This is a genomic window from Rhizobium sp. C104, assembly GCF_022354505.1.
GTDB classification, from domain to species: Bacteria; Pseudomonadota; Alphaproteobacteria; order Rhizobiales; family Rhizobiaceae; genus Rhizobium; species Rhizobium redzepovicii.
In genome coordinates, this window is sequence record NZ_CP092348.1 from 786,698 (window position 1) to 811,149 (window position 24,452).

General features: G+C 63.5%; 20 protein-coding genes, 4 pseudogenes and 1 riboswitch. Of the genes and pseudogenes, 12 read left to right on the top strand and 12 right to left on the bottom strand.

Annotated features, from left to right (window positions below; translation table 11 throughout):
* The first annotated feature begins 55 nt into the window (after window positions 1-55).
* Window positions 56-637, top strand: coding sequence for a TetR/AcrR family transcriptional regulator (locus tag MF410_RS04975; RefSeq protein WP_097626042.1), 582 nt, complete (start codon window positions 56-58; stop codon window positions 635-637).
* A gap of 232 nt (window positions 638-869) precedes the next feature.
* On the opposite strand, the gene MF410_RS04980 is transcribed toward MF410_RS04975, so the two are convergent.
* Both MF410_RS04980 and MF410_RS04985 read right to left on the bottom strand, forming a co-directional pair.
* On the bottom strand, window positions 870-2,843 hold the full coding sequence (locus MF410_RS04980; RefSeq protein ID WP_097626041.1) for an adenylate/guanylate cyclase domain-containing protein: 1,974 nt from the start codon (window positions 2,841-2,843) through the stop codon (window positions 870-872).
* Window positions 2,843-6,601, bottom strand: coding sequence for a FecR domain-containing protein (locus MF410_RS04985; protein ID WP_239620226.1), 3,759 nt, complete (start codon window positions 6,599-6,601; stop codon window positions 2,843-2,845). Before MF410_RS04985 ends, MF410_RS04980 begins: the two co-directional genes overlap by 1 nt.
* A 127-nt stretch (window positions 6,602-6,728) precedes the next feature.
* Between MF410_RS04985 and MF410_RS04990 the strand changes: the two genes are divergently transcribed.
* Window positions 6,729-7,268 (top strand): Pycsar system effector family protein, encoded by a 540-nt coding sequence (locus MF410_RS04990; RefSeq protein ID WP_003593591.1) that lies wholly within the window; start codon window positions 6,729-6,731, stop codon window positions 7,266-7,268.
* Window positions 7,269-7,363: 95 nt separating this feature from the next.
* Here the strand turns inward: MF410_RS04990 and MF410_RS04995 are convergent, their stop codons facing one another.
* Entirely contained in the window at window positions 7,364-7,852 is a 489-nt protein-coding gene (locus MF410_RS04995; protein ID WP_097626039.1) for a RidA family protein, read from the bottom strand.
* Entirely contained in the window at window positions 7,846-8,571 is a 726-nt protein-coding gene (locus MF410_RS05000; protein WP_097626076.1) for an SDR family oxidoreductase, read from the bottom strand. Before MF410_RS05000 ends, MF410_RS04995 begins: the two co-directional genes overlap by 7 nt.
* Window positions 8,572-8,763: 192 nt before the next feature.
* On the opposite strand from MF410_RS05000, the gene MF410_RS05005 reads away from it, so the two are divergent.
* Both MF410_RS05005 and MF410_RS05010 read left to right on the top strand, forming a co-directional pair.
* Window positions 8,764-9,666, top strand: coding sequence for a LysR family transcriptional regulator (locus MF410_RS05005; protein ID WP_097626038.1), 903 nt, complete (start codon window positions 8,764-8,766; stop codon window positions 9,664-9,666).
* Between the two features lie 108 nt (window positions 9,667-9,774).
* Complete coding sequence (locus MF410_RS05010) at window positions 9,775-10,551, top strand: DUF1194 domain-containing protein (RefSeq protein WP_097626037.1); 777 nt, start codon at window positions 9,775-9,777, stop codon at window positions 10,549-10,551.
* Window positions 10,552-10,726: 175 nt separating this feature from the next.
* On the opposite strand, the gene MF410_RS05015 is transcribed toward MF410_RS05010, so the two are convergent.
* Both MF410_RS05015 and MF410_RS05020 read right to left on the bottom strand, forming a co-directional pair.
* Window positions 10,727-11,416: a VOC family protein gene (locus tag MF410_RS05015; RefSeq protein WP_097626036.1), complete on the bottom strand. Its 690-nt coding sequence runs from the start codon at window positions 11,414-11,416 to the stop codon at window positions 10,727-10,729.
* Between the two features lie 163 nt (window positions 11,417-11,579).
* Window positions 11,580-12,014 (bottom strand): 6,7-dimethyl-8-ribityllumazine synthase, encoded by a 435-nt coding sequence (locus MF410_RS05020; RefSeq protein ID WP_012558171.1) that lies wholly within the window; start codon window positions 12,012-12,014, stop codon window positions 11,580-11,582.
* A 78-nt stretch (window positions 12,015-12,092) separates the two neighbouring features.
* Window positions 12,093-12,236, bottom strand: a riboswitch (FMN riboswitch).
* Between the two features lie 228 nt (window positions 12,237-12,464).
* Here MF410_RS05020 and MF410_RS05025 point away from each other — a divergent pair.
* Window positions 12,465-12,910 (top strand): annotated as a pseudogene (locus tag MF410_RS05025) (SRPBCC family protein).
* 183 nt (window positions 12,911-13,093) lie between these two features.
* Window positions 13,094-13,414: a hypothetical protein gene (locus MF410_RS05030; protein WP_097626075.1), complete on the top strand. Its 321-nt coding sequence runs from the start codon at window positions 13,094-13,096 to the stop codon at window positions 13,412-13,414.
* An 83-nt stretch (window positions 13,415-13,497) separates the two neighbouring features.
* On the opposite strand, the gene MF410_RS05035 is transcribed toward MF410_RS05030, so the two are convergent.
* Window positions 13,498-13,722 (bottom strand): hypothetical protein, encoded by a 225-nt coding sequence (locus MF410_RS05035; protein ID WP_003593606.1) that lies wholly within the window; start codon window positions 13,720-13,722, stop codon window positions 13,498-13,500.
* A gap of 194 nt (window positions 13,723-13,916) precedes the next feature.
* On the opposite strand from MF410_RS05035, the gene MF410_RS05040 reads away from it, so the two are divergent.
* The 3 genes and pseudogenes from MF410_RS05040 to MF410_RS05050 all read left to right on the top strand — a co-directional run bounded on the left by MF410_RS05040 (window position 13,917) and on the right by MF410_RS05050 (window position 17,004).
* Window positions 13,917-15,029 (top strand): adenylate/guanylate cyclase domain-containing protein, encoded by a 1,113-nt coding sequence (locus tag MF410_RS05040; protein WP_097626034.1) that lies wholly within the window; start codon window positions 13,917-13,919, stop codon window positions 15,027-15,029.
* Between the two features lie 72 nt (window positions 15,030-15,101).
* A pseudogene (locus MF410_RS05045) lies at window positions 15,102-15,751 on the top strand (helix-turn-helix domain-containing protein).
* Window positions 15,748-17,004, top strand: a complete 1,257-nt coding sequence (locus tag MF410_RS05050) for an MFS transporter (protein ID WP_183855293.1) — start codon at window positions 15,748-15,750, stop codon at window positions 17,002-17,004. Before MF410_RS05045 ends, MF410_RS05050 begins: the two are co-directional and overlap by 4 nt.
* Here the strand turns inward: MF410_RS05050 and MF410_RS05055 are convergent.
* A pseudogene (locus tag MF410_RS05055) lies at window positions 16,993-17,917 on the bottom strand (LysR family transcriptional regulator). The gene MF410_RS05050 and the pseudogene MF410_RS05055 overlap by 12 nt on opposite strands.
* A gap of 129 nt (window positions 17,918-18,046) precedes the next feature.
* On the bottom strand, window positions 18,047-18,970 hold the full coding sequence (locus MF410_RS05060) for a phytanoyl-CoA dioxygenase family protein (RefSeq protein WP_183855289.1): 924 nt from the start codon (window positions 18,968-18,970) through the stop codon (window positions 18,047-18,049).
* 97 nt (window positions 18,971-19,067) lie between these two features.
* Here MF410_RS05060 and MF410_RS05065 point away from each other — a divergent pair, with 97 nt between their 5' ends.
* Window positions 19,068-19,892, top strand: coding sequence for an AraC family transcriptional regulator (locus tag MF410_RS05065; protein ID WP_097626029.1), 825 nt, complete (start codon window positions 19,068-19,070; stop codon window positions 19,890-19,892).
* Between the two features lie 22 nt (window positions 19,893-19,914).
* On the opposite strand, the gene MF410_RS05070 is transcribed toward MF410_RS05065, so the two are convergent.
* Window positions 19,915-20,937 carry an LLM class flavin-dependent oxidoreductase gene (locus MF410_RS05070; protein WP_097626028.1) on the bottom strand — a complete coding sequence of 341 codons (1,023 nt, stop codon included), beginning with the start codon at window positions 20,935-20,937 and terminating at the stop codon, window positions 19,915-19,917.
* Window positions 20,938-21,137: 200 nt separating this feature from the next.
* Here MF410_RS05070 and MF410_RS05075 point away from each other — a divergent pair, with 200 nt between their 5' ends.
* On the top strand, window positions 21,138-21,779 hold the full coding sequence (locus MF410_RS05075; RefSeq protein WP_097626027.1) for a metallophosphoesterase family protein: 642 nt from the start codon (window positions 21,138-21,140) through the stop codon (window positions 21,777-21,779).
* Between the two features lie 146 nt (window positions 21,780-21,925).
* On the opposite strand, the gene MF410_RS05080 is transcribed toward MF410_RS05075, so the two are convergent.
* A complete protein-coding gene (locus tag MF410_RS05080) occupies window positions 21,926-22,288 on the bottom strand; it encodes a hypothetical protein (RefSeq protein WP_239620228.1) in 363 nt (120 codons plus the stop codon).
* Between the two features lie 5 nt (window positions 22,289-22,293).
* A pseudogene (locus tag MF410_RS05085) lies at window positions 22,294-23,090 on the bottom strand (DUF899 family protein).
* A gap of 118 nt (window positions 23,091-23,208) precedes the next feature.
* Here MF410_RS05085 and MF410_RS05090 point away from each other — a divergent pair.
* A complete protein-coding gene (locus tag MF410_RS05090) occupies window positions 23,209-24,429 on the top strand; it encodes a helix-turn-helix domain-containing protein (RefSeq protein WP_239620230.1) in 1,221 nt (406 codons plus the stop codon).
* Window positions 24,430-24,452: the final 23 nt, after the last annotated feature.

Below are 24,452 nucleotides of genomic sequence, written 5' to 3' on the forward strand. Positions count from 1 at the left end.
TTGAAGAGAAAGCTCCTCGTCTTGACAATCTGCCTACGAGAAGGTAGGCGGCGCTATGAAATCAATGTCTTCGACGTCGGACAAGATCCTCGATATCGCCCAGTCGCTCATCGTGGCGGGCGGCTATAACGGCTTCAGCTATGCCGACATATCCGCCGCGATCGGCATCAGGAAAGCGAGTATCCACCATCATTTTCCGGCCAAGGCCGAGCTGGTCGCGGTGCTGGTCGATCGTTACACCAAGCAGGCGGAGGCGGGTTTGCAGTCTCTGCGCGAACGGGCCGCAAGCCCTGCCGACCAGCTGCAGTTCTACATCGACTACTGGCGTTCATGCATCGAGAACGCTTCGCAACCCTTCTGTGTCTGCGCGATGCTCGCTAGCGAAATGCAGATGCTGCCCGACGAGGTCGCATCACGCGTCCGCGCCCATTTCCAAAATCTCGCGGCATGGCTGACCTCGGTACTGCAGGCCGGAGTAGAGCAGGGCCTGCTTCGGCTGGACAGGCGGCCGGAAGAACAGGCACAGATGCTGATGGCCTCGGTTCACGGGGCCATGCTCTCGACGAGGGCTCTCGGCGATCCCGGATTGTTTATCGCAATCGTCGGGCCTGAGATTGCGAGGCTGCGGGGCGCATAACACATCTCCTCCCGCCAATCTGGAGGATGCCGCCAGCGCTCAAGAGAGCCTCATCCTGAGATGCCCCGCAAGGGGCCTCGAAGGACGAGGCGGGTGCGCCGGCGGTTGATGGCTGCAAGGAGGAACGTTGCGGCGTGTCCTTCGAGGCGCCGGCCCTTGGCCTGCGTGCCTCAGGAATGAAGAGCGTTGGTGAGTGCCGCGCCCAACTCATGTGTGGAGAAATGCTGGGCCGTCACTCCCCGCCATCACCAACCAGCGCATCCCGCACAATCGCATAATAACCGGCAAGCTCGGCGATATCAGCGGCCAGTCTATCGAAGGCCGGATCGGACGGTGCAAGCGTGCCGGCATATTTGGCCTCGATGAAGGTCTGGTGAGCGGCAAGCGCTTTCGCATCGGCCTTGTGCACGACAGTGTAGATCGGCGAGGGCACGGTGCGGCCCTTGACGATGATGCGGTCGAGCTCGACGACGATGTAGGTCTCGGCGACCAGTCTTGCGGTTTCTTCGCCGAGCAGCAATGCCACACCGTAATTCTTCGAGGCGCCTTCGAGGCGGGAGGCGAGGTTGACGCTGTCGCCGAGGCAGGAATAGTCGAAGCGGCGGGTCGAGCCCATATTGCCGACGATGCATTCGCCGGTGTTGATGCCGACGCCCATCTTCAGGACATGCGGCTTGCCGCCAAGCGCGGCCGCCTCCCGCTCCAGTTGGTTGTTCAGCCGCGAAATCGCTGTCTGCATGGCAAGCGCGGCGCGCACGGCGTGGAGGGCGTGGTCGGGATCGTCGAGCGGCGCATTCCAGAAGGCCATGATGCAGTCGCCCATATATTTGTCGATCGTACCGCCATGATCCATCACCACATCGGAGAGTGGCGTCAGCAGCCGGTTGATCAGGCCGGTCAGTTGCTCCGGATCGTCCTTCAGCGTCTCGGCGATGGTGGTGAACCCGCGCACATCGGAGAACAGTACGGAGAGCGTGCGCCGCTCGCCACCGAGCTTCAGCTGCGAGGGATCGTTCGACAGGCGCCTGACGAGATCGGGAGAAATATACTGGGCGAAGGCGCGGATGATCTGGCGCTTGTTGCGGCGCTCCTCGGCATAGTCGAAAGCGGCTTGTCCGAAGACGACCGAGATATAGGCGACGGTCGGGCCAAGCGGTGAGACGAAGACATGGGCAAGCCGGATGCCGGCAAAGCTGACGGTCGCGAAGGCGAGGAGGGCCGCCGCACTGGTGACGATCGTCAGCCATCCCGTCGAGCGCCAGACGGTCGTGGTGGCCAGCAGCACCGATATCAGGATGCAGGCGGCAACTGCCGGCAGCCGGGCTTCCGCGATCGACAGGCCGGCGCGGATATTGTCGTAGATCGTCGCCTGGATCTCGACGCCGGAGACGAGCTTGCCGGTGTGGATGGTGTAGGGTGTCGCAAAGGCATCGACACCGCGCTTGTCGATCTCCGGCGCATTCTGCAGGCTGAGGCCGACGAGGACCACGCGGTCCCTGAAATAACCTGGCGGCAGCAAGTTCTCGGGGTCGAGTGCCTGGTAGTAGGAGACCGTGGGGTAGCTGCGGGCCGGGCCGAAGGATTGGATGAGCCGGCCAGCCGGCAGGTCGGCGTTTGCTGCTCCCGACGCCGCCTGTATCAGCATGGCGGCAAAACCGTCCTGATAGCCCGGAATGCGCCGAAACATGCCGTCGCCGCTGAGATCGATCGAGGCGATGCCGGTCACGGCACCGGCTTGCGTCAGCTGCGGCAGCGGTGTGGCACGGATCAGCTGCGAGGCCTGCGGCGTCTCGATCAGCGTTTCGTCGCCGGCCAGCACGACATCCGGGCCGACCGCCTTGGCGATCGCCGCGTCGTTGTCGGGGTTCGAGGGTTCAGCCATGATGATGTCGAGGCCGATGACGCGGGCGCCAGCGGCGCGCAGCTGGCTGACAAGCTCGGCATGCAGACTGCGCGGCCAAGGCCATTGCGCGTTGATATCAGCAAGCGAAGGCTCATCGATCGCAACGATGACAGGGCCGCCGGCTGGCGGACGGGGATCGTCGACGGTCGAGAGATAGTCGAAGCTTCTGAGCTCCAGCAGTGACCAGGCGGGCAGGCGCGACAGCAGCGAAATGGCGATCAGCACGGCGAGCGACAGCACCAGCAGCCTCAAACGGCGGCCCCCGGTTTGCCTCGCCTGCCGCGGCTTGTCCCGCACCGGCATCAGAAGCGGACTTTGAGCGTGCCCTTGAAGGCGCGACCCCAGCCGGGAACGCCCGGCGTGATCTCGAAGTCCTCGTCGAGCAGGTTATAGGCGGCGGCCTCGAGGGCGATGCGCTTGTCCAGCGGTTCCCAGATCAGATGGGCGTCGAGGCTCCAGTAATCGTCGAGCTTGGTGCCGAGATCGTCGCCGTCGCGCTCGCCGACATAGTTGGCGGCAACCGTTGCCTTGACCTTGGCTTCGTTGACCCAGGTCAGCGCGATCTGGCCGGAATTCTTGGGAATGAAGGGCAGGGAGCCGCCGTAATTCGGCTCGAGCGGGTCCTTGTTCTCCGATTCCATATAGGCATAGGTGGCGGAAAGGCCGAAACCGGCACCGAGCGCCAGGTTTGCGGTGAGGGCGGCACGGTCGATGCTGCCGCGCGACAGCGGCAGGCTGTCGGCCGCCGGAAGCGAGATCAGCGGAAAATCGATCGAGAAATCATGCAGTTCCTGGTGCTGGTATTCGACTGAGGTAAAAAACCGGTCGGTCCATTCGGCGTCCCATTGCAGCGCCGCCGTATCGGCATATCCCTCGAGGCCGATAGAATATTGGTTGGCCTGCAATCCGAGGACGCCGATCGGGGCAAGAGTGGGTACGCCGGTGTCGAGGCTCTGGCGCATGAAGGCGGCGCGCAGCCAATGGTTCTGGGCGGGTGTCCAGGCAAGGCCGAAACGTGGCTCCAGGCGGTTGACGTCGACTCCGTCGCCTTCCATATGCGTGCCGAAGAGCGCGTATTCGCCCTTGAGATCGGGTGTGATCTCGTGCAGCACGTCGATATAGGCGCGGCTGATATTGACGCGGTTGCTGAATGTGTCCGGGCCGGTCGTGGTCTCTGGGATGATCACGACGAGCGGAAAGAGTTCATGAAGGCGAGAAGAGGTGGTCGTGCTGGCATCGATCCAGCCGCCTTCGATGCCGTACCGCCACGTCAGCGGTCCGCTGCCGATGGAATGGCTGAGCGCGCCGATATAGGTTTTTGAAGACAGATCCTCGGTCCCGTCCAAGAATGGGATGATGTCGGGATCGCGCAGGCCGAGAACCGGCGCATCGTCGACCTGAAGAGAGGTGGACGTCCGCGACTTGCTTTCCGAATAGAGGAAGGCGCCGTTCAAGATGTTTTCGTAGCCGAAGGTATGGCTCCAGCCGAGGCCGGCATTGGTTGTTTCGCTGACATTGCGCCGATAATTATATTCCGAAGAGACTTCAGTTGGAATTCCGAAGCCCAGGAGGTTGAGGAAGTCCGTCAGTGACGAGCCTTGCGTCAGTGCGTTCAGCGTTCCATCGTTTTTGGCATGGTTGACATAGGCCACCACGCGATCGTCAGGCGTCACCGTTGCCGTCAGATAGCCATTGCCGCCGATAAGCTTGTTGTCGGTCTGGAAGCCGCCGAAATCGCGATAGTCGCCATCGAGCGCCAGTTCTTCCCAGGTCAGGTTGCCATAGAAGCTGAGCGGGATCGTCTCGTTCGAGAAACCCTGGATTTCAGCTTCGCCGATACCCCTTGTATGGCCGTCGACGCTGTTGATGCCGCCGCCAAGCGAGCCTTCGATGAACGGCGTGCGCAGCAGCGTTGCCGAACGAGAGCGGCCGGAGAGCATGTGCGGATCAAGCAGCAAGCCCTGAATGAAGGATGAATAGCTCGATGCGTTGCCACGGTTCTGGATGACATTGTCGTCGCTGAAGCTCGTTGCGTTGACGTAAGGGAAGATGCTGCCCTTGATCGACTGGTCGATATAGCCGCTGCCTTCGAAGGGACTGAAGACCGCGTCCCCGTAATAGCGGCCCCAGGCATCCAGACCCTGCAGGCGAAAAGCGTTGTTCAGCGTCGAGCCGGCATCCTGATTGGCGCCAAGGGCGCTGTAGTCGCCGCCGCGGGCGCGCGAACGGCGGAGAAATTCCTGGGCGTTGCGGATCGCGCCGTCGGCGTCGTAATCGTCGATATCGACGGCGGTGCGGAAGGAGGAGATGACCGGATCGTTCTTATCGAGCCTGTCGGCATTGTCGACGGCTTGCTCGGAGGGGATGCGGTCGCCCTTTTCGTAATGGGCAGCGGCGAGCATCAGCTGCGATTGCGAATGGGCGGGATTGGCGGTGCTGGCGGCCAGCAGGTCTGCCAGCGCCTTGTCGCGCTCGCCGGTCTGCAGGTAATAGCGGCCGCGGGCGAGGAGGGCGATGTCGAAGGAGGGGTCGGCGGCGAGCGCCGCATCGATCTCGCGCCTGGCCTCCTTCATGCGCGATTGGTCGAGATAGAGGATGGCAAGGTTGCCGTGGGGGACCGGATCCTGCGGATCGAGTGCGATCGCCCTCAGGAAGGCGGCCTCGGCCTCGCGATTGGCGTCGCGGGCGCTCTGCAGCAGGCCCATCGAGTTCAACGATCCCGAAGCTCCCGGCGCAAGTTCGATGGCACGGTTCAGATCGGCAAGCGCCCCGTTGATATCGCTTTCGTAGCTCGCCTTGTAGGAGGCGCGTGCGGCAAGGGCGATCGGATGGTTGGGATCGAGCGAGAGGGCGCGGTTCACCGCCTCCCGCATCTGGGCGCGGTCATCGATCAGCTGCGCCAGCTGCGCGCGGATGGCAGGAAGAGTGGGATCATCCGGAAAACGCTTTTCGGCATCCTTGATCAAGTCGATGGACGCACGGGGATTTTCGAGGAAACCCGCCGTATAGGCCTGCATGATCGCACCATAGGGACCGACAGCCGATGACGGCGGCTTTTCGACATGTGCTGGATCGGCAAGTGAGCGGGCGAAATAGCCGCCATACTGCGCCATGTTCCGGCGGGCCGGATCGAGATGTGGCAGTGCAGCCGCAAACAGCCTTGCGGCGTCGTCGTAACGTTTTTCGGAGCCGGCGATCGTGGCATCGATCAAGTCAACGCGCGCCTTCTGGAGGGGCGTCAGCTTGCGCCGGCGAACCTCCAGAAGCGTCTCTGCGGCGACCTGCCGACCGTCGAAGGCGCTCTGCACTTCGGCAAGCTCCAACCAGTCCTCGGTGGTGCGACGTTCCGGCGGCAAGGCCAGCAGCCGGCGGCGCTCGTCGGCCATGCGGCCTGCCGGCAGCGGCGAAGTCGGCATCAGGCCGAAGCCGTCGCGCAGGTTCAGATAGAACAGCATCTGTTCGCGGTCGTCGGGCGTGACGATCACCAGCTTGTGCGGTGCTTGGCCGATGGTGGCGACCGCCCCTTCGCCCTCGTTCACCTCGACGCTGCCCTGCGGGTTGCTAAGCGCCACGCGGCCTTCGAGCACGATCATCGAGGTTTTGCTGCCCTCGACGGTCATCGTCCAGTCGGTGCCGCGGATGGCGGCTGCGGCCGCAGGGGTCTCGACCGTCAGGCCCTGGCCGCCGCGCTCGGCGCGTGCCCAGATCGTTCCCGATTGCAGCTCCAGTGTCGTGTCGCCGCTTGCCGCCATCTTCTTGACCTGCAGCGATGAATTGCGGCCGAGGCGAACCTGGGTGTGATCGGAAAAGACGATGGCGAGCTGGCCGTTGGCGTTGGTGCGCAGCACGTCGCCGGTCAGGAGATCCTGATTGATATCGACGACACGCCAATTCGACACGTCGATGAAGCGGACCTCTTCGCCGGTCTTGCGGGCGATGACGGAACCGGCGACCGGTGTTGCTCGCTGCACCGGCTCGGCCATTGCCGACGGCGCGAAACCGGGCAAAGCAAGCGAAAGCGCCATCCCAGCGCGACAGATGTTCTTGGAATAACCCCGCATGACCCAGACCCCATCCCCACTTCCCGTTTGTCCGTGTAGAGTGGAAAAGTCAAGCGCATTGCACACGTGTTCTTGCTTTCGCCGTCAAGTGTAATATCAGGGAAACACTTGGGGACGGAGTATTCACGTGAGCGAATTCGAAACTGCAACTGAGGTTATGCTGAGCCAGCCCACGAGCGCGGATATCGGCGTCGAGTATTTCGACCATATCAAGAAAATCAATGATATATTTTATGATCAGGTCAAGATATCCGATCAGAAGGCTGCCTATATCTTCACATTTATGCTGGCCTTCCTGGTGAGTTCCAGCGAGGTGAGGGCGGTCTTCAGCCCGGCGCGCTATATCACCGGCACGTCAGGCAGTATGCTGTTTTCCGGCCTGCTTGCCGCAGCCTCGGTCTTCTCAATCCTGTCGGCGATCCTCGTCGTGCTGCCGCGCCGTTTGGATAGCTCGACCTCGCTGTTCTGGGGCGCCTGGCAGAACCATCGCGAGCTGTTCTTCGACGCGGCGATTAGGCGCGACGAGCGCTATCTCTTCGACCAATATCTCGAAAACGCCAATATCCTCTCCGCCATCGCCCGCAGCAAATACCGCTGCGTGACCTTTGCGTTTCGTGGCTTGATGGTGAGCGTGATTGCTTATGTGCTGCTGTTGGTGGCGGTGTGAGGCTTGGGTGCGGCTTTGAGCTTTTCAGCCGGCTGAGGACGGCGTGAGCGCCAGAAGCCAAGAATGCGGGCGCGCCGAAGCGCGCCCGTCCGTTTTTAATCCTCGACCTCAACGATCAGCTCAAGCTCGATCGGCACGCCGAGCGGCAGACTGGCGACTCCGAGGACGACGCGGCCGGAGAGCTTTTCCTCGCCGAAGACTTGGAGCAGCATTTGCGACGCTCCGTCCGCGACCTTCGGGTGGTCGCGGAAATCGCCTTCAGTGGCGATATAGACACCGAGCTTGACGACTTTTGCGACCCTGTCCAGCGAGCCGAGATAGTCCTTGGCGGCCGCAAGTGCGCTGAGTGTGGCCGTTTCGGCAGCCTTCCTGCCGTCTTCAGCCGTCAGTGCGCCGCCGACGCAGCCGATATAGCGCGGCTCGCGGTTGATAACCGGCAACATGCCGCTGAAGAAGACCAGTTTGCCTGATCTGACCGCCTCGACATAGGCCCCGAGAGGTGTCGGCGGCGGGGGAAGGATGATGCCGAGTTCCTGCAGCCGCCGTTCTGCGCCGGCTGCCTGCGCTTGCGGGTGGTTTACCATTTGCCCAGATGTGCGCCGCCGTCGACGTGCAGCACCTCCCCGGTTACGCGCGGAGCTTCGGTCAGGAAGACAACCGCATCGACGACTTCCCCAACATTGGAAATGCCAGCCATGGGCGACAGCGTGCTGAGGAAGTCCTTCGGATTATCCTTGTGCAGCGGCGTATCGACGACACCGGGAGCCACCGTGTTGACGCGGATTCCCTCGCTTGCATATTCCATCGCCAGGTTCTTCGAGATCGCGTCGATGCCGCCCTTGGTCATCATGGCGACCGAAGCCGAGAAACCGGCGATCGGATGGTCGATCAGCGGTGTGGTGATGCTGACGATGCTGCCACCGGTCTTCTGGGCGAGCATCTGCCGGACGACCAGCTGCGTCAGGTGGATGAAGCCTTCAAGATTGGTTGAGGACAGCTTGCGGAAGTCGGTCATGGTGTAATCGACGAACGGCTTGGTGAAGAAAATGCCGGCATTGTTGACGAGGGCGTCGATCGAGCCGAACCGGTCGATTGCGGCCTGTGCGACCCGTGCGGCGGTTTCGGCATCGCCGATATCGCCGTCGACGAGCGCCAGCTTCTCCGAAGCCCGAAAGGCATCCGAGGCGCTGACCTGGCGCGAGGTGGCGACGACATTGTAGCCGCGCTCGATGAAGGCATTGACGAGCCCGGCTCCGATACCCTGGGAGGCGCCCGTGACGATGACAGTCTTTGCGGTAGTCATGTTGAACTCCATAATTTGGTCGGGCAACGGAGGTCTGCGCTTGCGAAGGCCGGGTCGCTCGAGATGGGGCGGCTGCGAATGCGCCTCCATCGGGTTGTGATTGTTTTCGCAAGGTGAATATGGCGAAAACTCCATTCCTCGATTAGATGGAAATATCTGGATTCTCTTTTGCATCTATGCAAAAATCGCGGCATGGCGGACCTGAACGACATCGCGGTTTTCGTGACGGTGGCGCGCTACGGCAGCTTCAGCCGTGCCGCCCATTCTCTCGGCATGCCGGTCTCGACCGTCAGCCGCAAGGTGACGTCGCTGGAGGAGCAACTCGGCGTGACGCTGCTGCAGCGCACGACCCGCAAGCTCAGCCTGACCGCGCAGGGCAGCGCCTATTTCGATCAGTGCAGCGAGCCGCTTTCCCATCTTATCGACGCCGAGCAGGCCTTGACGGAAACCCAGAGAAAGCCGGAAGGCTTGCTGAAGATCTCCGTGCCCGTCATCTTCGGGCAGGAGGTTTTCTACGAATTCGTTTCGACCTTCCTGAAGACCTATCCCGAAATCCGGATCGATCTCTTCGTCACCAACCTGTTCCTCGATCTGATCGCCGAGAATATCGATCTCGGCATCCGCTTCGGCGAACTCAAGGATTCGTCGATCGTCGCGCAGCGGCTCGGAAAGAGCGTGCGCTATCTGGTCGCGGCGCCGGACTATATGAAGGGCAGGGCGCCTCCCTCGAAGCCCGAAGACCTGAAGGATCATCAGTGCGTGCTGCTGAACGGCCGTAACGGCGAAGCGGAATGGCATCTCGTCAGCGGCCGCAAATCGGTCCGCCAGCAGGTGTCGGGGCCGGTATCGAGCCGGGATTTCGAAGCGGTGAGCGCCTTCACCTATCGCGGACACGGCATCGGCCTGCTGCCTTCTACCTATTGCGACGATCAGATCAGAAGAGGCGAGCTCATCCGCCTCTTGCCGGACTGGTCGTCCGAGGAGATATTCGTGCATGCGGTCTATCCGACACGCCGCTTCCTGCCCTTGCGCCTGCAGGTCTTTCTCGAGGCGCTGAAGGCGTGGAAGACCCCCTTGTGGCTTCCCCTGCATTGAGGCGCCCGATGCCATCACCGAAAATTGAAGCCGTGCACGCGGCTGCGCGTCCTTCCTCGATCAAGCTGTGTTAGAGTTCGCTGGCTTGGATGGCGCGGGGATTTACCGATGCTGACGACAGTTGCGGTGCTCATGGGGCTTTCCGGCCTCGTCCCGGCAGCACAGGCGGGGACGAACGAGGTTGACGTCAGCCTCGTGCTCGCCGTCGACACCTCGCGGTCGATGGATTTCGAAGAGATCGGCATTCAGCGCGAGGGGTATGTCGAGGCGCTCAAGCACCAGGAATTCCTTAATGCGGTGAGGGGCGGTCTGACCGGGCGCATTGCCATCAGCTATTTCGAATGGGCAGGCTACGTCGTCCAGGATTCGGTGATCGACTGGCAGGTGATCGAGACGGAAGAGGACGCGATCGCCTTTGCCGGCAAGATCGAAGCCCGGCCGATCGCCACGCAACGGCGCACTTCGATATCCACAGCGATCGGCCAGGGCGCCAGCATGATCATGACCAGCCCGTTTCAGGGTCGGCGGGAGGTGATCGACGTCTCCGGCGACGGCCCGAACAATTCCGGCAATCCGGTTACACCGGCGCGCGACAAGGCGGTTGAAGCCGGCATGATCATCAACGGCCTTGCCATCATGCTGAGGCCCTCCGATGCCCCCAACGGGCTCGACACATATTACGCCGACTGCGTGATCGGCGGCCCTGGCGCCTTCGTGCTGCCGGTGCGCAAGATCGAGGATTTCGCCGTTGCCGTGCGCCGCAAGCTGGTGCTGGAGATCAGCGGCCTTTCCCCGCCGGCAACGGTGCAGAGAATTGCCGGGGCTGTGCCGGCGACAGACTGCATGATTGGAGAAAAGCAGTGGCGGGATATGTTTGACCGATAATGGGGTGGCTTGCCGGCGCTTTCGCTCGGGGTGAAGCGAGAGACAATGAAAGACGTGCCGTGTGGCCTCCTATTGTCCTTCGCCTGGCCTTGAGCGGCAAGCGAAAGGCAAGCGGACTGCAGCATTATTAAGAGGGAACACAGACGCGACCAGCGTCTGCGTCCTTTACCGCCATCTATAACGGCAGCTCCCGGCCGGCCCGTTCGCTGACCATGTATTCGGCGTACCAATCCGGCCAGTTCTCGTCGTGTTTGCCGCCGTTGCGTTTCTCGTGTTCGCCGTGGGCGATGGCCGCGCGGCGCAGCGCTGACGCAAGGTCGCTCGAGGTCGCAAAGGCCGTCTCGTCGGCGTCGATGCGTCCGGGCAGGCGCTGGGTGACTTCCTGGAAAAGCCAGCCGTTGCCGTCGGGATCCTTGAACGAGGCGAAGGAGCGATAGCTGCGGTGATCGGGATCGCGGCCGGCGAGCCTCAGCCGTCCGAAGAGATAGGGTTCGTCCTTGCCGGCATAGACGCCGGCAGCGTCATGGAACACGTCGCTGACCTCGACGCCACGGGCGATGAGATCGCGACGGGCGGCCTCGATGTCGGAGACGATGAGGTAGAGCCCCTGGGCGGAGCCGGGTGCGGCTGCGGTTATGTTCTTGCCGAAAATGATCGCGCAGCCGGAGCCGGGCGGGGTGAACTGGATCACCCGGAAATCGGCATCACTGGCGAAGTCGGCGTCGAGCCGCCAGCCGAGGCCGTCGTAAAAACGTTTGGCGCGGTCGACGTCGGAAACGGGGATGACGACCACTTCGAGCTTGGTGTCGACGGGCCGTGTTTTCGGATTTTCGATAGGGGGTTCACTGCGCATTGCATTGCTCATCTTCAGCTCCTTGAGGTTGTGGATGCGTTAAGAATGGCGATACATGTCGGGGTCGAGTGGACCACAGCGCGGCGAGGGCGTCGAATCAATTATTCTGTCGGAATTGGCCTGATGAAGACGGCGGGATCGGTTCCGCCGCCTCGGTTTCAGCGGATCAGCCTTGCTACGCGGCAAGAGCGGCGCGTGTCTTCCCGATCGTCAGCGCGGCCTTTGCGGCCTCCCGCCCTTTCTCGACGAAGTGTGCCCGGTAGATCTGCTTGTGGTGGTCGGTTTCCTGATATTGGTGCGGCGTCAGCGAAACCGACAGCACCGGCACGCCGGTATCCATGCCGGCGCGCATCAGCCCGTCGACCACGGCCTGGGCGACGAATTCATGGCGGTAAATTCCGCCGTCGACGACGAAAGCGGCGGCAACGACGGCGGCATAGCGCCCGGTTGCGGCAAGATCGCGGGAAAGCAGCGGCATTTCGAAGGCGCCGGGAACATCGAACACATCGACCTGCTCGGGCGGCACGAGTTGGTAGAAGCCGTCAAGGGCGCGGTCGACGATGTCGGCGTGCCAGCTGGCTTTGATAAAGGCGTAGCGGGTGGGTGTCATGGTAATCTCCTTTGGCGAACAGACACATCACCCAAGGCGATCACGAACGTCCCCGACAGCCGCAAGGGCGGCAGGAACGCACGTTCTCTTTCATCCGGACTATGACCGTCGGCTCAGGCATCTCACCTGATCTGCTGACCCTTCCTTAAGAAGGCGCTCGCGGGCTCGCAATCGAAACTGCATACCGCCGGTAGGGACTTTCACCCCGCCCTGAGAACGGCGGGGACAATAGGGGCAAGGCGGCGGGCTGGCAATAGGGCGAAATGCTTTCTGCAATGTGCAAGGAGCAGCGGCTACCTGTGTCCGCAATATGAGGATGACGCCCCGAGCGCCCTTGCTGAACGTACACGTTTGCCTACATGATTCCGATGAGGACACCCAATCTACACAGCATGACCCGCTGATCCCGCCGGAGGCGAGGGCAGGCCATGACAACCATGGGAGAGAGACATGCAAGATCCCCTCGTCGTTCACCGCGAGGCGCATATCGCGGCGCCGCCGGCCGCGGTGTTTGCGCTGATGACCGACCCGGAAAGATTCTGCGCTGGATGGGAACCGAGGCTCAGGTCGAGCCGCAGCCGGGCGGGCTCTACCTCGTCAACGTCACCGGCGCTCGTTTTGCGCGCGGCTCGTTTCGCGAGGTGGTGCCGGTTCATCGCCTTGCCTATAGCTTCGGCTGGGACGGCAGCGAGGTGGTTCCGCCGGGGTCGAGCCTGGTCGAGATCGACCTGATCGAGCAAGGAGACGGAACGCTGCTGCGACTCACCCATAGCGGCCTGCCGAGCGCCGATCAATGCGCCGGCCATGCAGAAGGCTGGGCGCACTACCTTGGACGGCTGACCGAGGTCGCCGCCGGGCGCGATCCCGGTCCTGACAGTTTTCACGGCAGAACATGAACGATTTTTTACGGGCAGCGGGCGCCCGCAAGCGCTTGACGCCGCGGGAAAAGCGGTGCGGCGATACCCTGATCGGGCGTCCGAAAACGCTGGTTTTTCTCGTCTAAACATGAACGTGCAGTTCATCTCCAGTTCAATTTGGCGGCCATAAGATCAGGGCGGCTGGATGAAATGGAGTTTTCGATGAAGGCACTTTCTATCGCGGCTGCCTTGCTCGCTGGCAGCCTCTCGATCGGCACGGCTGAGGCAATGCCGATGGGGACAATCAATGTCCAGAGCAAAGCCACAAGCGATGTCACGAAGGTCGACTATGCGTGCGGCCGCGGCTGGCATCTGACCCGCTGGGGTGAATGCCGGCCGAATTGGCGACGCCCGCCGCCGGTGGCATTTTACGGTGGCCCGCCGCGTTGGGGCTGGGAGCGACGTCACCGCGATTGGGACGGCCCGCGCTGGAGCCATGAGCGGCGCTGGGATCGCGACCGTCGCTGGCGGGATGATGACTAAAAGCCTTGGTTAGAGCCAAGTTGACGAGGGCCGGTGCGATGTTTCGCCCGGCCTTTTCCTATGAAATTTCCGCAGCCCGTGTGTCAGATCCTGCTGACGAGCCAGTGCTTGTCGTCGATCAGTTCGGCGAGCTCGATCGGATCCTTGACGCCGAATTCGAACCATTCGACGAGTTCCTTTGCCTTGCGGCTGCTTTCCTCCGCCGTCAGCTCGACCTGATACCTTTCGCACCACCGCCGAAGGATCGACGTCAGCAGCGTCATGTCATTCCCATCCAGCGGATCTTTCGGCCAGAATATCGTGCCCATCGTACCCCTCAATCACACGATGACGAACGGCCGCATAATGAAATCAAAACGGCGCAAGTTTAAAGCGTTATTTTTCGCTTTTCCCCGTGATGGAAGGTTCGCGACAGGAATTGTCTGCGCAGGAAGGGCTCAAGGTGTCGATAGGCTCCTGAAGGCATCCTTGCGGACGTCCCGGGGCGGTGTCATGTTGCAGCATGGATCTGCCGTCTCCCCTTGCCTGGCTGGTTGACGAGGCCGGTGCCTCGCCCGGTCCCGAACGGTTTCTGGCCGAGCTCGGGCGCCGGCTTTTGGCTGAGGGCCTGCCGCTTTCGGGCGGCGCGCTGACGCTATCGGTGCCGCATCCGATCATCGCGCGGCGCACCTGGCTGTGGCGGGCCGAGACCGAGGCGGTCATCGAGGCATTGGCCTTTGCCGCCACTCCGCAGAGCGAAGCCGGGCGCGAGTGGCTGGCCGGGCTGGGGCCGGTGTGGGAGACCAGGATCGGGCCAGCACAGGATAATCAGGCATCGGACGGCCCGCTGCTCGGCTGGGCGGGGGTTGCCAGCGGGGCAGGAAACAGCGCATTCGGCCCGGCCGCGATCAGCCTGCTGCGCGAGGTCGCGCGTTTTGCCGCTGCGCCGCTTGCCGCACTTGCTGCGCGGGAGGCGCGGGCCGCGCTCCTCGAAGCCTATCTCGGCCGGCGCAGTGCGGCCCGAGTGCAGGCCGGCGCGCTAGCCCGCGGCACCGGCGAGACCATCCGAGCCGCTCTTCTTTGCGCCGATCTGCGCGATTTCACCGCGCTCTCCGAGGTGACCGATCCTCACCAGATGATCACCGCGCTGGACGCCTATTTCGACCGCGTCGCAGGCGCAGTGCACGCCTTCGGCGGCGAGGTGCTGAAATTCATCGGTGACGGCGTGCTGGCGATCTTTCCGGTGACGGCGGCTTCTGGCGGAGCGATCGAAGGAGACCGGGAGGCCTGCGAGGCCGCATTGCGGGCGGTCGCCGCCAGCCGCGCCGGCATGGTTCATCTCGACCAGGTGCGCCAGGCGCAGGGGCTGGCACCGTTGCCGTTCGGCGCGGCGCTGCATTTCGGCGAGATTCTGTGGGGCAATATCGGCGCGGCCGACCGGCTGGACTTTACCGCCATCGGCCCTGCGGTCAACCTGGTCAGCCGGCTGGAAGGGCTCTGCAAGCCGCTCGGCCGAACTGTGCTGATCTCAGGCGCGGTGGCGGCCAACACGGGGACGCCCTTGATGCCGCTCGGAGAGCATACCCTGCGCGGCATCGCCGATCCTTGCGCGGTCTTCACCCTGCGGGAGGATTGAGCCTGCGGGCAGACGCATCGCTTTTGCAAAGAAATATTTGCAAAGATATGTTTGCAAATATATGCTTGAAGCATGAAACATCCGCACCCGAAACCTGCCGCAGATACCGCCGCCTCCCGCATCGTCAGCCGCGTCGTGCCCGAACCGACCGCGCTGAAGGCGCTGGCTCATCCCGTCCGGCTGCGCATGCTCGGCATGCTGAGGATCGATGGACCTGCCACGGCGACGCAGCTTGCCGCGCGGCTCGGCCTGAACAGCGGCGCGACGAGCTATCATCTGCGCCAGCTTGCCCAATATGGCTTCATCGAGGAGGCGCCGCATGCCTCACGGCGAGACCGTTGGTGGCGCGCCAGCCATGAGCTGACCTCGGTGCCGCCGAGCGAAGCCGAGGGGAGGCGCTCGATCTCGACCTCGCTTTCAACCAGGCGGCGCTCTCGCTGCAGGTCGGCCAGATGCAGCAGGCGCTCGAGGAATATGCCGAACTGCCGGCCGAATGGCGCAAGGCGACGACTGCCGACGACATCATTATTCCGATGACGGCGCCACAGGCCGAGGCTCTGACGAAACGGCTGACCGACATCATCCTGGAAGCGATGCGGGCGGCTCCGCCGCTGGGCGAGGCGGCGTCCCGGAATTCCGACATGGTTCCTTTCTATGTCATGCTGCACGCCTTCCCCTATCCGGGCCGCCTTCCGCATCGCGAAGGGGAGGACGAGGCGTGAGGAAGGCTGGGCCTTTCCTGGCGCTCGCTGCTGCCGAGACATGTTCGCTTTCCGGCACGCGGCTGTCGACCATCGCCATTCCCTGGCTGGTGTTGAGCACGACGGGCAGCCCTGTCCTGACCGGCGTGACGGCGATGATGGAGATGCTGCCCTATGTCGTCGCCAAGGCGCTCGGCGGGCCGCTGATCGACCGCGTCGGCGCCAAGCGCATCGCCATCGTCTGCGATAGCGTTTCGGTGGCCGTGGTGGCGTTGGTGCCGTTGTTCGATTTTTTCGGCCTGCTCGGCATGCCGGTGCTGCTGCCTGCCGTTTTTGCCATGGGCGTGCTGCGTGGGCCTTCCGACGCCGCCAAGCAGGCGATGGTTCCCGATATCGCCAGGCTCGCGAATGTGCCGCTCGAACGGGTGACTGGCGTCGCCAGCGCCATTGAGCGGCTGGCCTCGACGGCGGGTGCGGCCGGAGCCGGGGCGCTGATCGGCCTGATCGGCCCGGGTCAGGCGCTCCTCGTCAATGCCGCCACCTTCGCCGCGGCCGCGCTGATCGTTGCCATCGGCATCCCCGATATGCGGCGCACGCCAGAGCTATCCGGCGCCCGACCGGCCGAGAGACCTTCTTATCTCGACGATCTCCGCGAAGGCTGGCGCTTTTTGCGCGGCGATGCTGTGCTCGTCAGCATCGTCGTTATGGTGGCGATCACCAACCTGCTGGATCAGGCCTATCATGCGGTGCTGCTGCCTGTCTGGACACGTGATTCCGGCCATGGTCCGGAACTGCTGGGAGCAATGTTTGCGGCATTCGCCGGCGCATCGATCGCAGGTGCGGCGATCGCCGCAGCAATCGGCGAACGGATGCCGCGCCTGATCGTCTATACCGTGGCATTCCTGTTGACCGGCTTTCCGCGTTTTCTCGTTACTGCGCTGGATGCGCCGCTCGGTCTTGTCTTTACGACCCTGGCCATCGGGGGATTCGCCTCGGGCTTTCTCAACCCGATCCTGTCGGCGGTGATCTTCGAGCGCATCCCCAAGCCGCTGACCGGCCGCGTCATCGCATTGAATACCGCCCTCTGCTTCGCCCTCATTCCCTTCGGCGGCCTTGTCGGCGGTACGCTGATCAGCACGATCGGTCTTGCCGCGGCGCTGCTGCTCACCGGGTTTGCCTATCTCGTCGCCACTCTCTTTCCCCTTGCCTTGAAAAGTTTCCGCGGTTTCGACAGGGCGGTTGCCGATGTTGGTGCTTCCGTATCAAGGCGATGAGCGCGCGCCCGATCTCTCGTGTCCCAGTGCCTCGACCATCAGATCGACGAAACGGTGGATGCGCGGTTCCAGCAGGCGCTTGTCGGGATAGAGCGTGACGATCTTGGCGTCATCGGCTTCCAGGTCGGGCAGGACCTGCCGAAGACGCCCGGCGGCGAGATCGCCGCCGATGAGAAAATCGGGCAGGAGCGCGATACCCAATCCCGCCAGGGCAGCGTCGCGGATCGCCTCGCCGTTGTCGAGCCTCAGGCGGCTGCGCCCCTGCGCCTTGATCCAGGCACCGCCCTTGCCACGAAAACGCCAGCCTTGCCTTTGATTGCGGTTGGCGAAAATCAGGCAGTCGTGGGCTGCGAGATCGTCGATTTCGCGTGGCTCGCCGTTCGCGGCGAGATAGGAAGGCGAGGCGCAGAGGCGTGTCTTGTAGGTGGCGATCACGCGCGAGACCAGCCGGGTATCCGACGCCGCGGCGCCGATACGGATCGCCAGATCGAAGCCGTCCTCGATGATGTCGGAGAGGTGATCGGTAAAGCTCACCTCGACCTGGATGTCGGGCCAGGCCCGAAGATATTTTTCCAGCAGCGGCATCACGACGAGCCGGCCGAAGGCATCGGGTACAGTCAGTCTGAGAAGGCCGCGCGGCATGCCGCTCTGGCCTCCCAGAACTCGCTTCCGCCTCATCGACCGCCGCAAGGATCTGCAGGCCGCGCTCGTAAAAGACCCGCCCTTCATCGGTCAGGCTCAGCGTTCTCGTCGTGCGGTTGAGCAGACGTGCGCCGAGCCGGTCTTCGAGGCGGATGACGGCCTTTCCGGCCGCCGAGCGGGACAGGCCCATGGCCTGGCCGCCGGCGATAAAACTTCCGGCATCGACGACGGCCATGAAGATCAGGATATCGTTCAGGTTCGTGCGCGGCATCAGGCAACTCGAGCGGTTCGGTCCCAGCCATAAGTCGGTCAGTCATGCAACCGATTCAAGGCTTGGACCATCAACGCTCACGGCGGCAGTAAGGTCCCGACGCTTCGCTGCCGGGGCGCTGAAGCCGGGCTACAGCATATCGCCGAGGCTCCAATGGTTGTTCCATCGGGCGTCGATCTCGTCGTCGACATTCTGATATCTGATGTCGGTGGAAAGGCGCAGCCGCCGGCTGCTGTTCTGGTTGGTGGTTGAGGCGTGGATCATGTAGGGCGAGTGCAGCACAACGTCGCCGGCCTCATAATCGGCGGCGAGCCAGCGGGTGTCGAAGCGCTCCGCCATATCGGGAAGATCTTTCGAGACCCAGCCGCCTTCCGTCATGTGGCTGTTATAGGCGCTGATCCGCTCTTCCGGAGAAAGATCGCCGCTTGCGGCCTGGAACTTCGCCTCCATCTTGACTCCAAGCGCGTGCGAACCTTCGAGGTAGACGAGGCCGCCCATCTCGGCAGGGATGTCGCCGATCGGGATCCATACCGTCACCAGGCGACTGGTGCCGCCGCGGAGATAAACGAGATCGTAGTGAGCGGGTGTGGCCGTCGGCGTTCCCGGCTGGGTGAAACGCATGATCTTGCGCTTGTGCAGATAGGAGATGCCCTGCAGAAATTCGTCCATGAAGCGGGTAAGCGGCGGCTGCGCGCAAAAACCTTCATAGGCGGCGGAGCGGACAAGCGACATCAGGCGCCGGTCCGCCAGGCTCCAGTCGACGCTGGCGGCCGACGCAATCCCTTGCGAAAAATCGCTGCCGGGCTCGACCAATCCTGTCACCGCGAGGCGCTCGAACGCCCAGCCACGGAAATCGATGACATCGGCCCGCGGCAGGAGGCCCTTCAGCCAAACATAGCCGTCGTTCTGGTAGCGGCGGCGGATGGCGTCGACGCCGATGGCGGGATCGGTCGGCGTGAGCCAGCCGATCCGCTCCGCAGTCAAGGTTTTGCCGTGGGCGGTCAGGGGAAATTCCGGTGTTCGGGCCTGCACGGCTTCGGCGGCAATCGACATTTCAGCCTTCCCCAGCTTGAATTGAGTTGCGCTTAATTATCTGATCTGCAGGAATAACCGACATAGAGGAAACTGGTAGCTGGACTTTTCGCTCATCATGAAACAGGCCGAGGCCATTTACAGAACGCCGCTTGGCGCGGCCGGCGGACTGGCGGTCACCGGAAGCGGCAGGCAGCATGCCCGCCATGCGGTGACCGACCGGAAACTTCCGAGTTTCGCCGTCGTGCTGGTGGAGCGCGGGCAGGGCTGGCTGGAGACCGCCGCCAGCGGCCGCTTCAGCCTGACCGGGCCTGCCCTGTTCTGGCTGTTTCCCAACCGCGCGCATTCCTACGCTCCCGACGAAGGCGGCTGGGACGAGCGCTGGGCGCTTTTCGAAGGATCCTTCACGCGGGACTTCGTCAGGCTGAGGATCATTGGCGAACGGCATCCCGTCGTGACCTTGCATCGCCTCGATGAAGTGGCGCGGCTCTTCGGGATGCTCCATGCCGATCTGCTCGACGATACCCATCTGGGACAGGCGTCGGCGGCACTGATGCTGCATCGCATCGTCATATCAGCCGCCAGACAGGCAATTGGAGCGGCGGATCGGCGCCAGGAGAGGCCCGCCATGGCCGTGATCGTGGAAACGCTACGGCGGCGGGCGATGCAACCGCTCGACCTTGCCGCCTTTGCCGCCGAGCACGGTATGTCTCCGGCAACATTGCGCCGGCGGTTCACGCTGGAAACAGGACTGCCGCCCAAGGCATTTCAGCTTCGGGCGCGCATGGACCATGCCAAACAGCTGTTGGCCACCACCGACGAAAAAATCGAAGCGGTTGCCGCCATGATCGGTCTGGATGACCCCTTTTATTTTTCACGGGTCTTCCACGAGCGCGAGGGCTGCAGTCCCCGCGAATTCCGCGCCAGATACAGGCGAATGTGAGCGCCCGGTGCTTTGGCGAGCGTCAGCGCCAGCCAAGCGCCGGAGCGACGTGGGTCAGAATTGCCTCGATGACATGGGCGTTGTAAGCGACGCCGAGCTGGTTGGGGACGGTGAGCAGCAGCGTGTCGGCCTCAGCGATCGCCTGGTCTTCGGCAAGCTGTTTGATCAGAATGTCGGGCTCGGCGGCATAGCTGCGGCCGAAGATCGCCCGGGTCTTCTCGTCAATGAAACCGATCTTGTCGTCCTCGTCGCTGCCATAGCCGAAATAGGCGCGGTCGCGGTCGTCGACGAGCGCGAAGATGCTGCGGCTGACCGAGACGCGCGGCTGGCGGGTGTGGCCGGCGGCCTTCCAGGCCTCACGGTAAGCACGAATCTGGTCGGCCTGCTGGACATGGAACGGCTCTCCCGTCTCGTCGTCCTTCAGCGTCGAGCTCTGCAGGTTCATGCCGAGCTTGGCCGCCCAGACGGCGGTGGCATTGGAGCTTGCGCCCCACCAAATCCGCTCGCGCAAGCCCTCGGAATGCGGCTCGAGACGCAGAAGGCCGGGCGGGTTCGGAAACATCGGCCGCGGGTTGGGTTTGGCAAAGCCTTCGCCGCGCAGCACCTCAAGAAACACTTCGGCGTGGCGGCGGGCCATCTCGGCCTCGTCCTGACCTTCCGATGGGGCATAGCCGAAATGGCGCCAGCCATCGATCACCTGCTCGGGCGAACCGCGGCTGATGCCGAGCTGCAGCCGGCCGCCGGCGATGAGGTCGGCGGCACCCGCATCCTCGGCCATGTAGAGCGGGTTCTCGTAACGCATGTCGATGACGGCGGTGCCGATCTCGATCCGGCTGGTTCTCGCGCCGACGGCCGATAGTAGCGGGAAGGGCGCGGCGAGCTGGCGGGCGAAATGATGCACGCGAAAATACGCCCCGTCAGCACCGAGTTCTTCGGCCGCGACGGCAAGGTCGATCGACTGCAGCAGGGCATCGCCCGCCGAGCGCGTCTGCGATTGCGGCGAGGGCGTCCAGTGCCCGAACGAAAGGAACCCGATCTTCTTCATGTTAATGCCGCACCTTGCGCTGTTGCGTTGTCAGGTCATGACACAATTCCGGCCTGGAAGACAATCGGAGATGGCGCCGGGGTTTGCGTTTGTTATGATGCGACGGACGGCGGAGGGGGCGTGAGCCTCCGCGCCATGCCCTTGCGCGCCTTTTCGTCCTTGATCGCCGGCCGTCACATCGCAGCCGAGAGGCTTGGAACATGCGCTACACGTTTGCCATAGGCGATATTCACGGCTGCATCGATCCGCTCGACAGCATGATCGATCGCATCGAGACATACGCGTCCAAGGGCACAGTCGTTTTCCTTGGCGACTATATCGATCGCGGGCCAGACAGCAAAAGCGTCCTCGACCGGCTCATTGCCGGTCCGGCCGGCCCGTGGCGCTGGATCTGCCTGAAAGGCAATCATGAAGACATGATGGTCGCTGCATATGCCGATAGCGACGACAGACCCGTATGGATCAGCAATGGCGGACTTGAAACCGAAATGTCCTATGATGGCAGGGTTCCGCCTCAGCATTTGCAATGGGCTGGTGATCGTCCGCTTATGCATGTTGATCGATATCGCATCTTTGTCCATGCCGGCGTTGTTCCGGAATTTCCGCTGGAACGGCAGACCAAGCTCGATCTTCTCTGGCTACGGTTCCCGCCCGGTGAGTCCAGCGACTATTGGGGCAAACATCTGGTCCACGGCCATACTCCCTCACTGTCTAACCCGGTGACGACAGGAAACCGCACCAATATCGATAGCGGCTGCGTCTTCGGCGGCAAGCTTTCCTGTGCTGTGTTCGACGACGAGGTTGCCGGCGGGCCGATCGACTTTATCGAGGTGAGGGCATGAAGCTGGTCGCGTCGGTTGGGGTGTAAAGTCAGAGACGGCGGAGTGGAGCAGCGGGAACGCACCCCATCTCCGTCATTCCTGTGACATCCCTCGGTTAAAGCCCGAGGGCAGGATGACGGAAGAGAGGTGTCGCGACGTTGGCACCATCACCTTCGGCCCATGCCTCGCCAGCCGGCGGCCAGGCGCAGCCAGGGCGCCACGTGGAAGCCGCTCATCAGCAGGTACATCGGGACCATTCCGCCGATCGGGAAAGCATTCGGCGTCGCGGTGCAGATCGTGTCGGCGCTGCCGGTGGTGGCCGTCAGCAGCGCCATGAGCGCGAATGTCGGGGCGGCGGCGAGGGATAGCTGGTCGGCGGCATGGGCGGCGATGCTGCCGGCCGGGTTGGTCATCCTCCCGCTCGGCTTACCGGTTGATACTTCGTCGGCGGCTGCCAGCGACAGCCATTCGGCGTCGTTGAGAGGCGCGTTGCCATCGCCTCTCTTTGCGGTGTGGGCGGAACGCAGCATCGCCATTACTCCTTGCTGTAGCGGTCGTGATGGCGCCACCAGATGCCGGTTTCGTTACGGCCCTTGGGCGCGCGGTCGAGCCATTGATACATGCCCCACAGTCCGTCCAACCCGCGGGCATAGCTGGAATAGCTATGATAGACCCTACCGTCGACGAGTTCGAAGGCGCTGACTCCAGGCCGGTCGCGGGTGTAGGTCATGACATCGGTGCCGGTCATGGCGGCGATTTGGGCGACCGGGCCTTCTCCCTCCGGCTGCTGCCATTGCTGCACGGTTTGGCCGGCGAGCGGTTCGGGGCGGGCGGCTCGAGCCGGTAATTGTATTCTATATCGCCCCGGCGCTGATCTTCGGCACTGAACCAGACGCTAAAATCGCCGTTGAAATCGCTGCCGAAGGACGAGGCCCAGGGGAAGCTCCAACCCATGCGCTGCTTGAATGCCTGAAGCTTTGTGAGCGGCGCGCGCGACACCGCCCAGAAGGCGACATCGTGGTTCTCGAGATGGACGAAGACGCCGTTGAAACCGTCAGCGATCGAGGAGCAGGACGGGCATCCGGCGGTATAATCGGGGCCGAACATGAAGTGATAGACGAGAAGCTGTGAACGGCCGCCGAAGAGCTCTTTCAGCGAGATGTTGCCGCTTTCGGTGTCGAAGCGGTATTCCTTATCGATCCCAACACGCGGCAATTGCTGGCGCTTGACCGCCAGCGCGTCGCTCCGCCGGGTCAATTCCTTCTCCTCCTCGAGTAGATCGAGCCTTGCTGCCAGCCATTGCTGGCGCGTTGCGTTGAGTTGTGCCGTCATGGGGTCTTCTCCTTTGCCTGTCTATCGTCGTAGCATCCGGCGCGGGTTGCCTGCCGGTCCCAAGCAGATTACGGCCGGGCAGCGAAATGGCGGGAGTGACAAGTGTGACGGGATTTGAATGGACTCGTTGATCACAGCGGCCGCAAGGGCGCTGGCATCGGGCGATGCGCTTGGCGCGCTGAAGCGGGTGGCGCTGCGCGACGACGCGCCGGCGCTGGCGCTGCGCGGCATTGCAATGGCCCAGCTTGGTGATCTCGTCCGCGCCAAGGCGCTGTTGAAGAGTGCGGCGCGCGCCTTCGGACCGCGGGAGGCGGTGGCGCGGGCGCGATGCGTGGTCGCCGAAGCCGAGATCGCGCTGGTCTCACGCGATCTCATCTGGCCGCCGAAGGTGTTGGAATCGGCGCGCAGGGTGCTGGAAGCGCATGACGACAGGGTCAATGCCGCCCATGCGGGCAATGTGGCCATTCGCAGGCTGGTGCTGATCGGCCGCCTCGATGAGGCCGAGCGCGCGCTCGCAGCACTCGATCCGGCGCCGCTGCCGCCGGCGCTGCGGACTGCCCACGAACTGGTGGCGGCGGGCATCGCCGTTCGGCGCCTGCAGACGCAGGCAGCGCGCGCCGCCCTCGACCGGGCAAGGCTTTCGGCGCGGGCTGCCGCGATCCCCGCTTTGACGGCGGAGGTCGAAACCGCCGCGCTGGTGCTCGACACCCCGGCGGCGCGGCTGATCTCGCACGGTCAAGAACGTCCGCTGTTGCTCGCCGAGGTAGAAGCGCTGCTTTCCTCCGGCACGCTCGTCGTCGATGCCTGCCGCCATGTGGTGTGGACCGCGGGCGCCGCCGCCCCGCTCGCGACGCGGCCGGTGCTGTTTGCACTTGCCCGCACGCTCGCCGAAGCCTGGCCGGGGGATGTGGCAAGGGGTACGCTGATTGCCCGCGCCTTCCGTGGCAAACATGCCGATGAATCGCATCGCGCCCGGCTGCGGGTCGAGATCGGCCGGCTGCGCGCTGAACTGCGGGGACTGGCGGAGGTTGCGGCGACAAAGCGCGGCTTTGCGCTTTCGCCGCGCGGCGCCCCGGAGATTGCCGTGCTGGCGCCAATCGTCGAAGGGGCGCATGGAGCGGTGCTCGCTTTTCTGGCCGACGGGGAGGCGTGGTCGAGTTCGGCGCTGGCGATTGCGCTTGCGGCGAGCCCCCGCACGGTGCAGCGGGCGCTGGATTCTCTCGCCGGCGAAGGCAAGGTGCAATCGCTGGGGCGCGGGCGGGCACGGCGCTGGATGAGCCCGCCGCTGCCTGGTTTCCCGACGATCTTGTTACTCCCCGGGCCGCTGCCGAGCGATTAGGATGATCGGAGTAACAGGGAAGG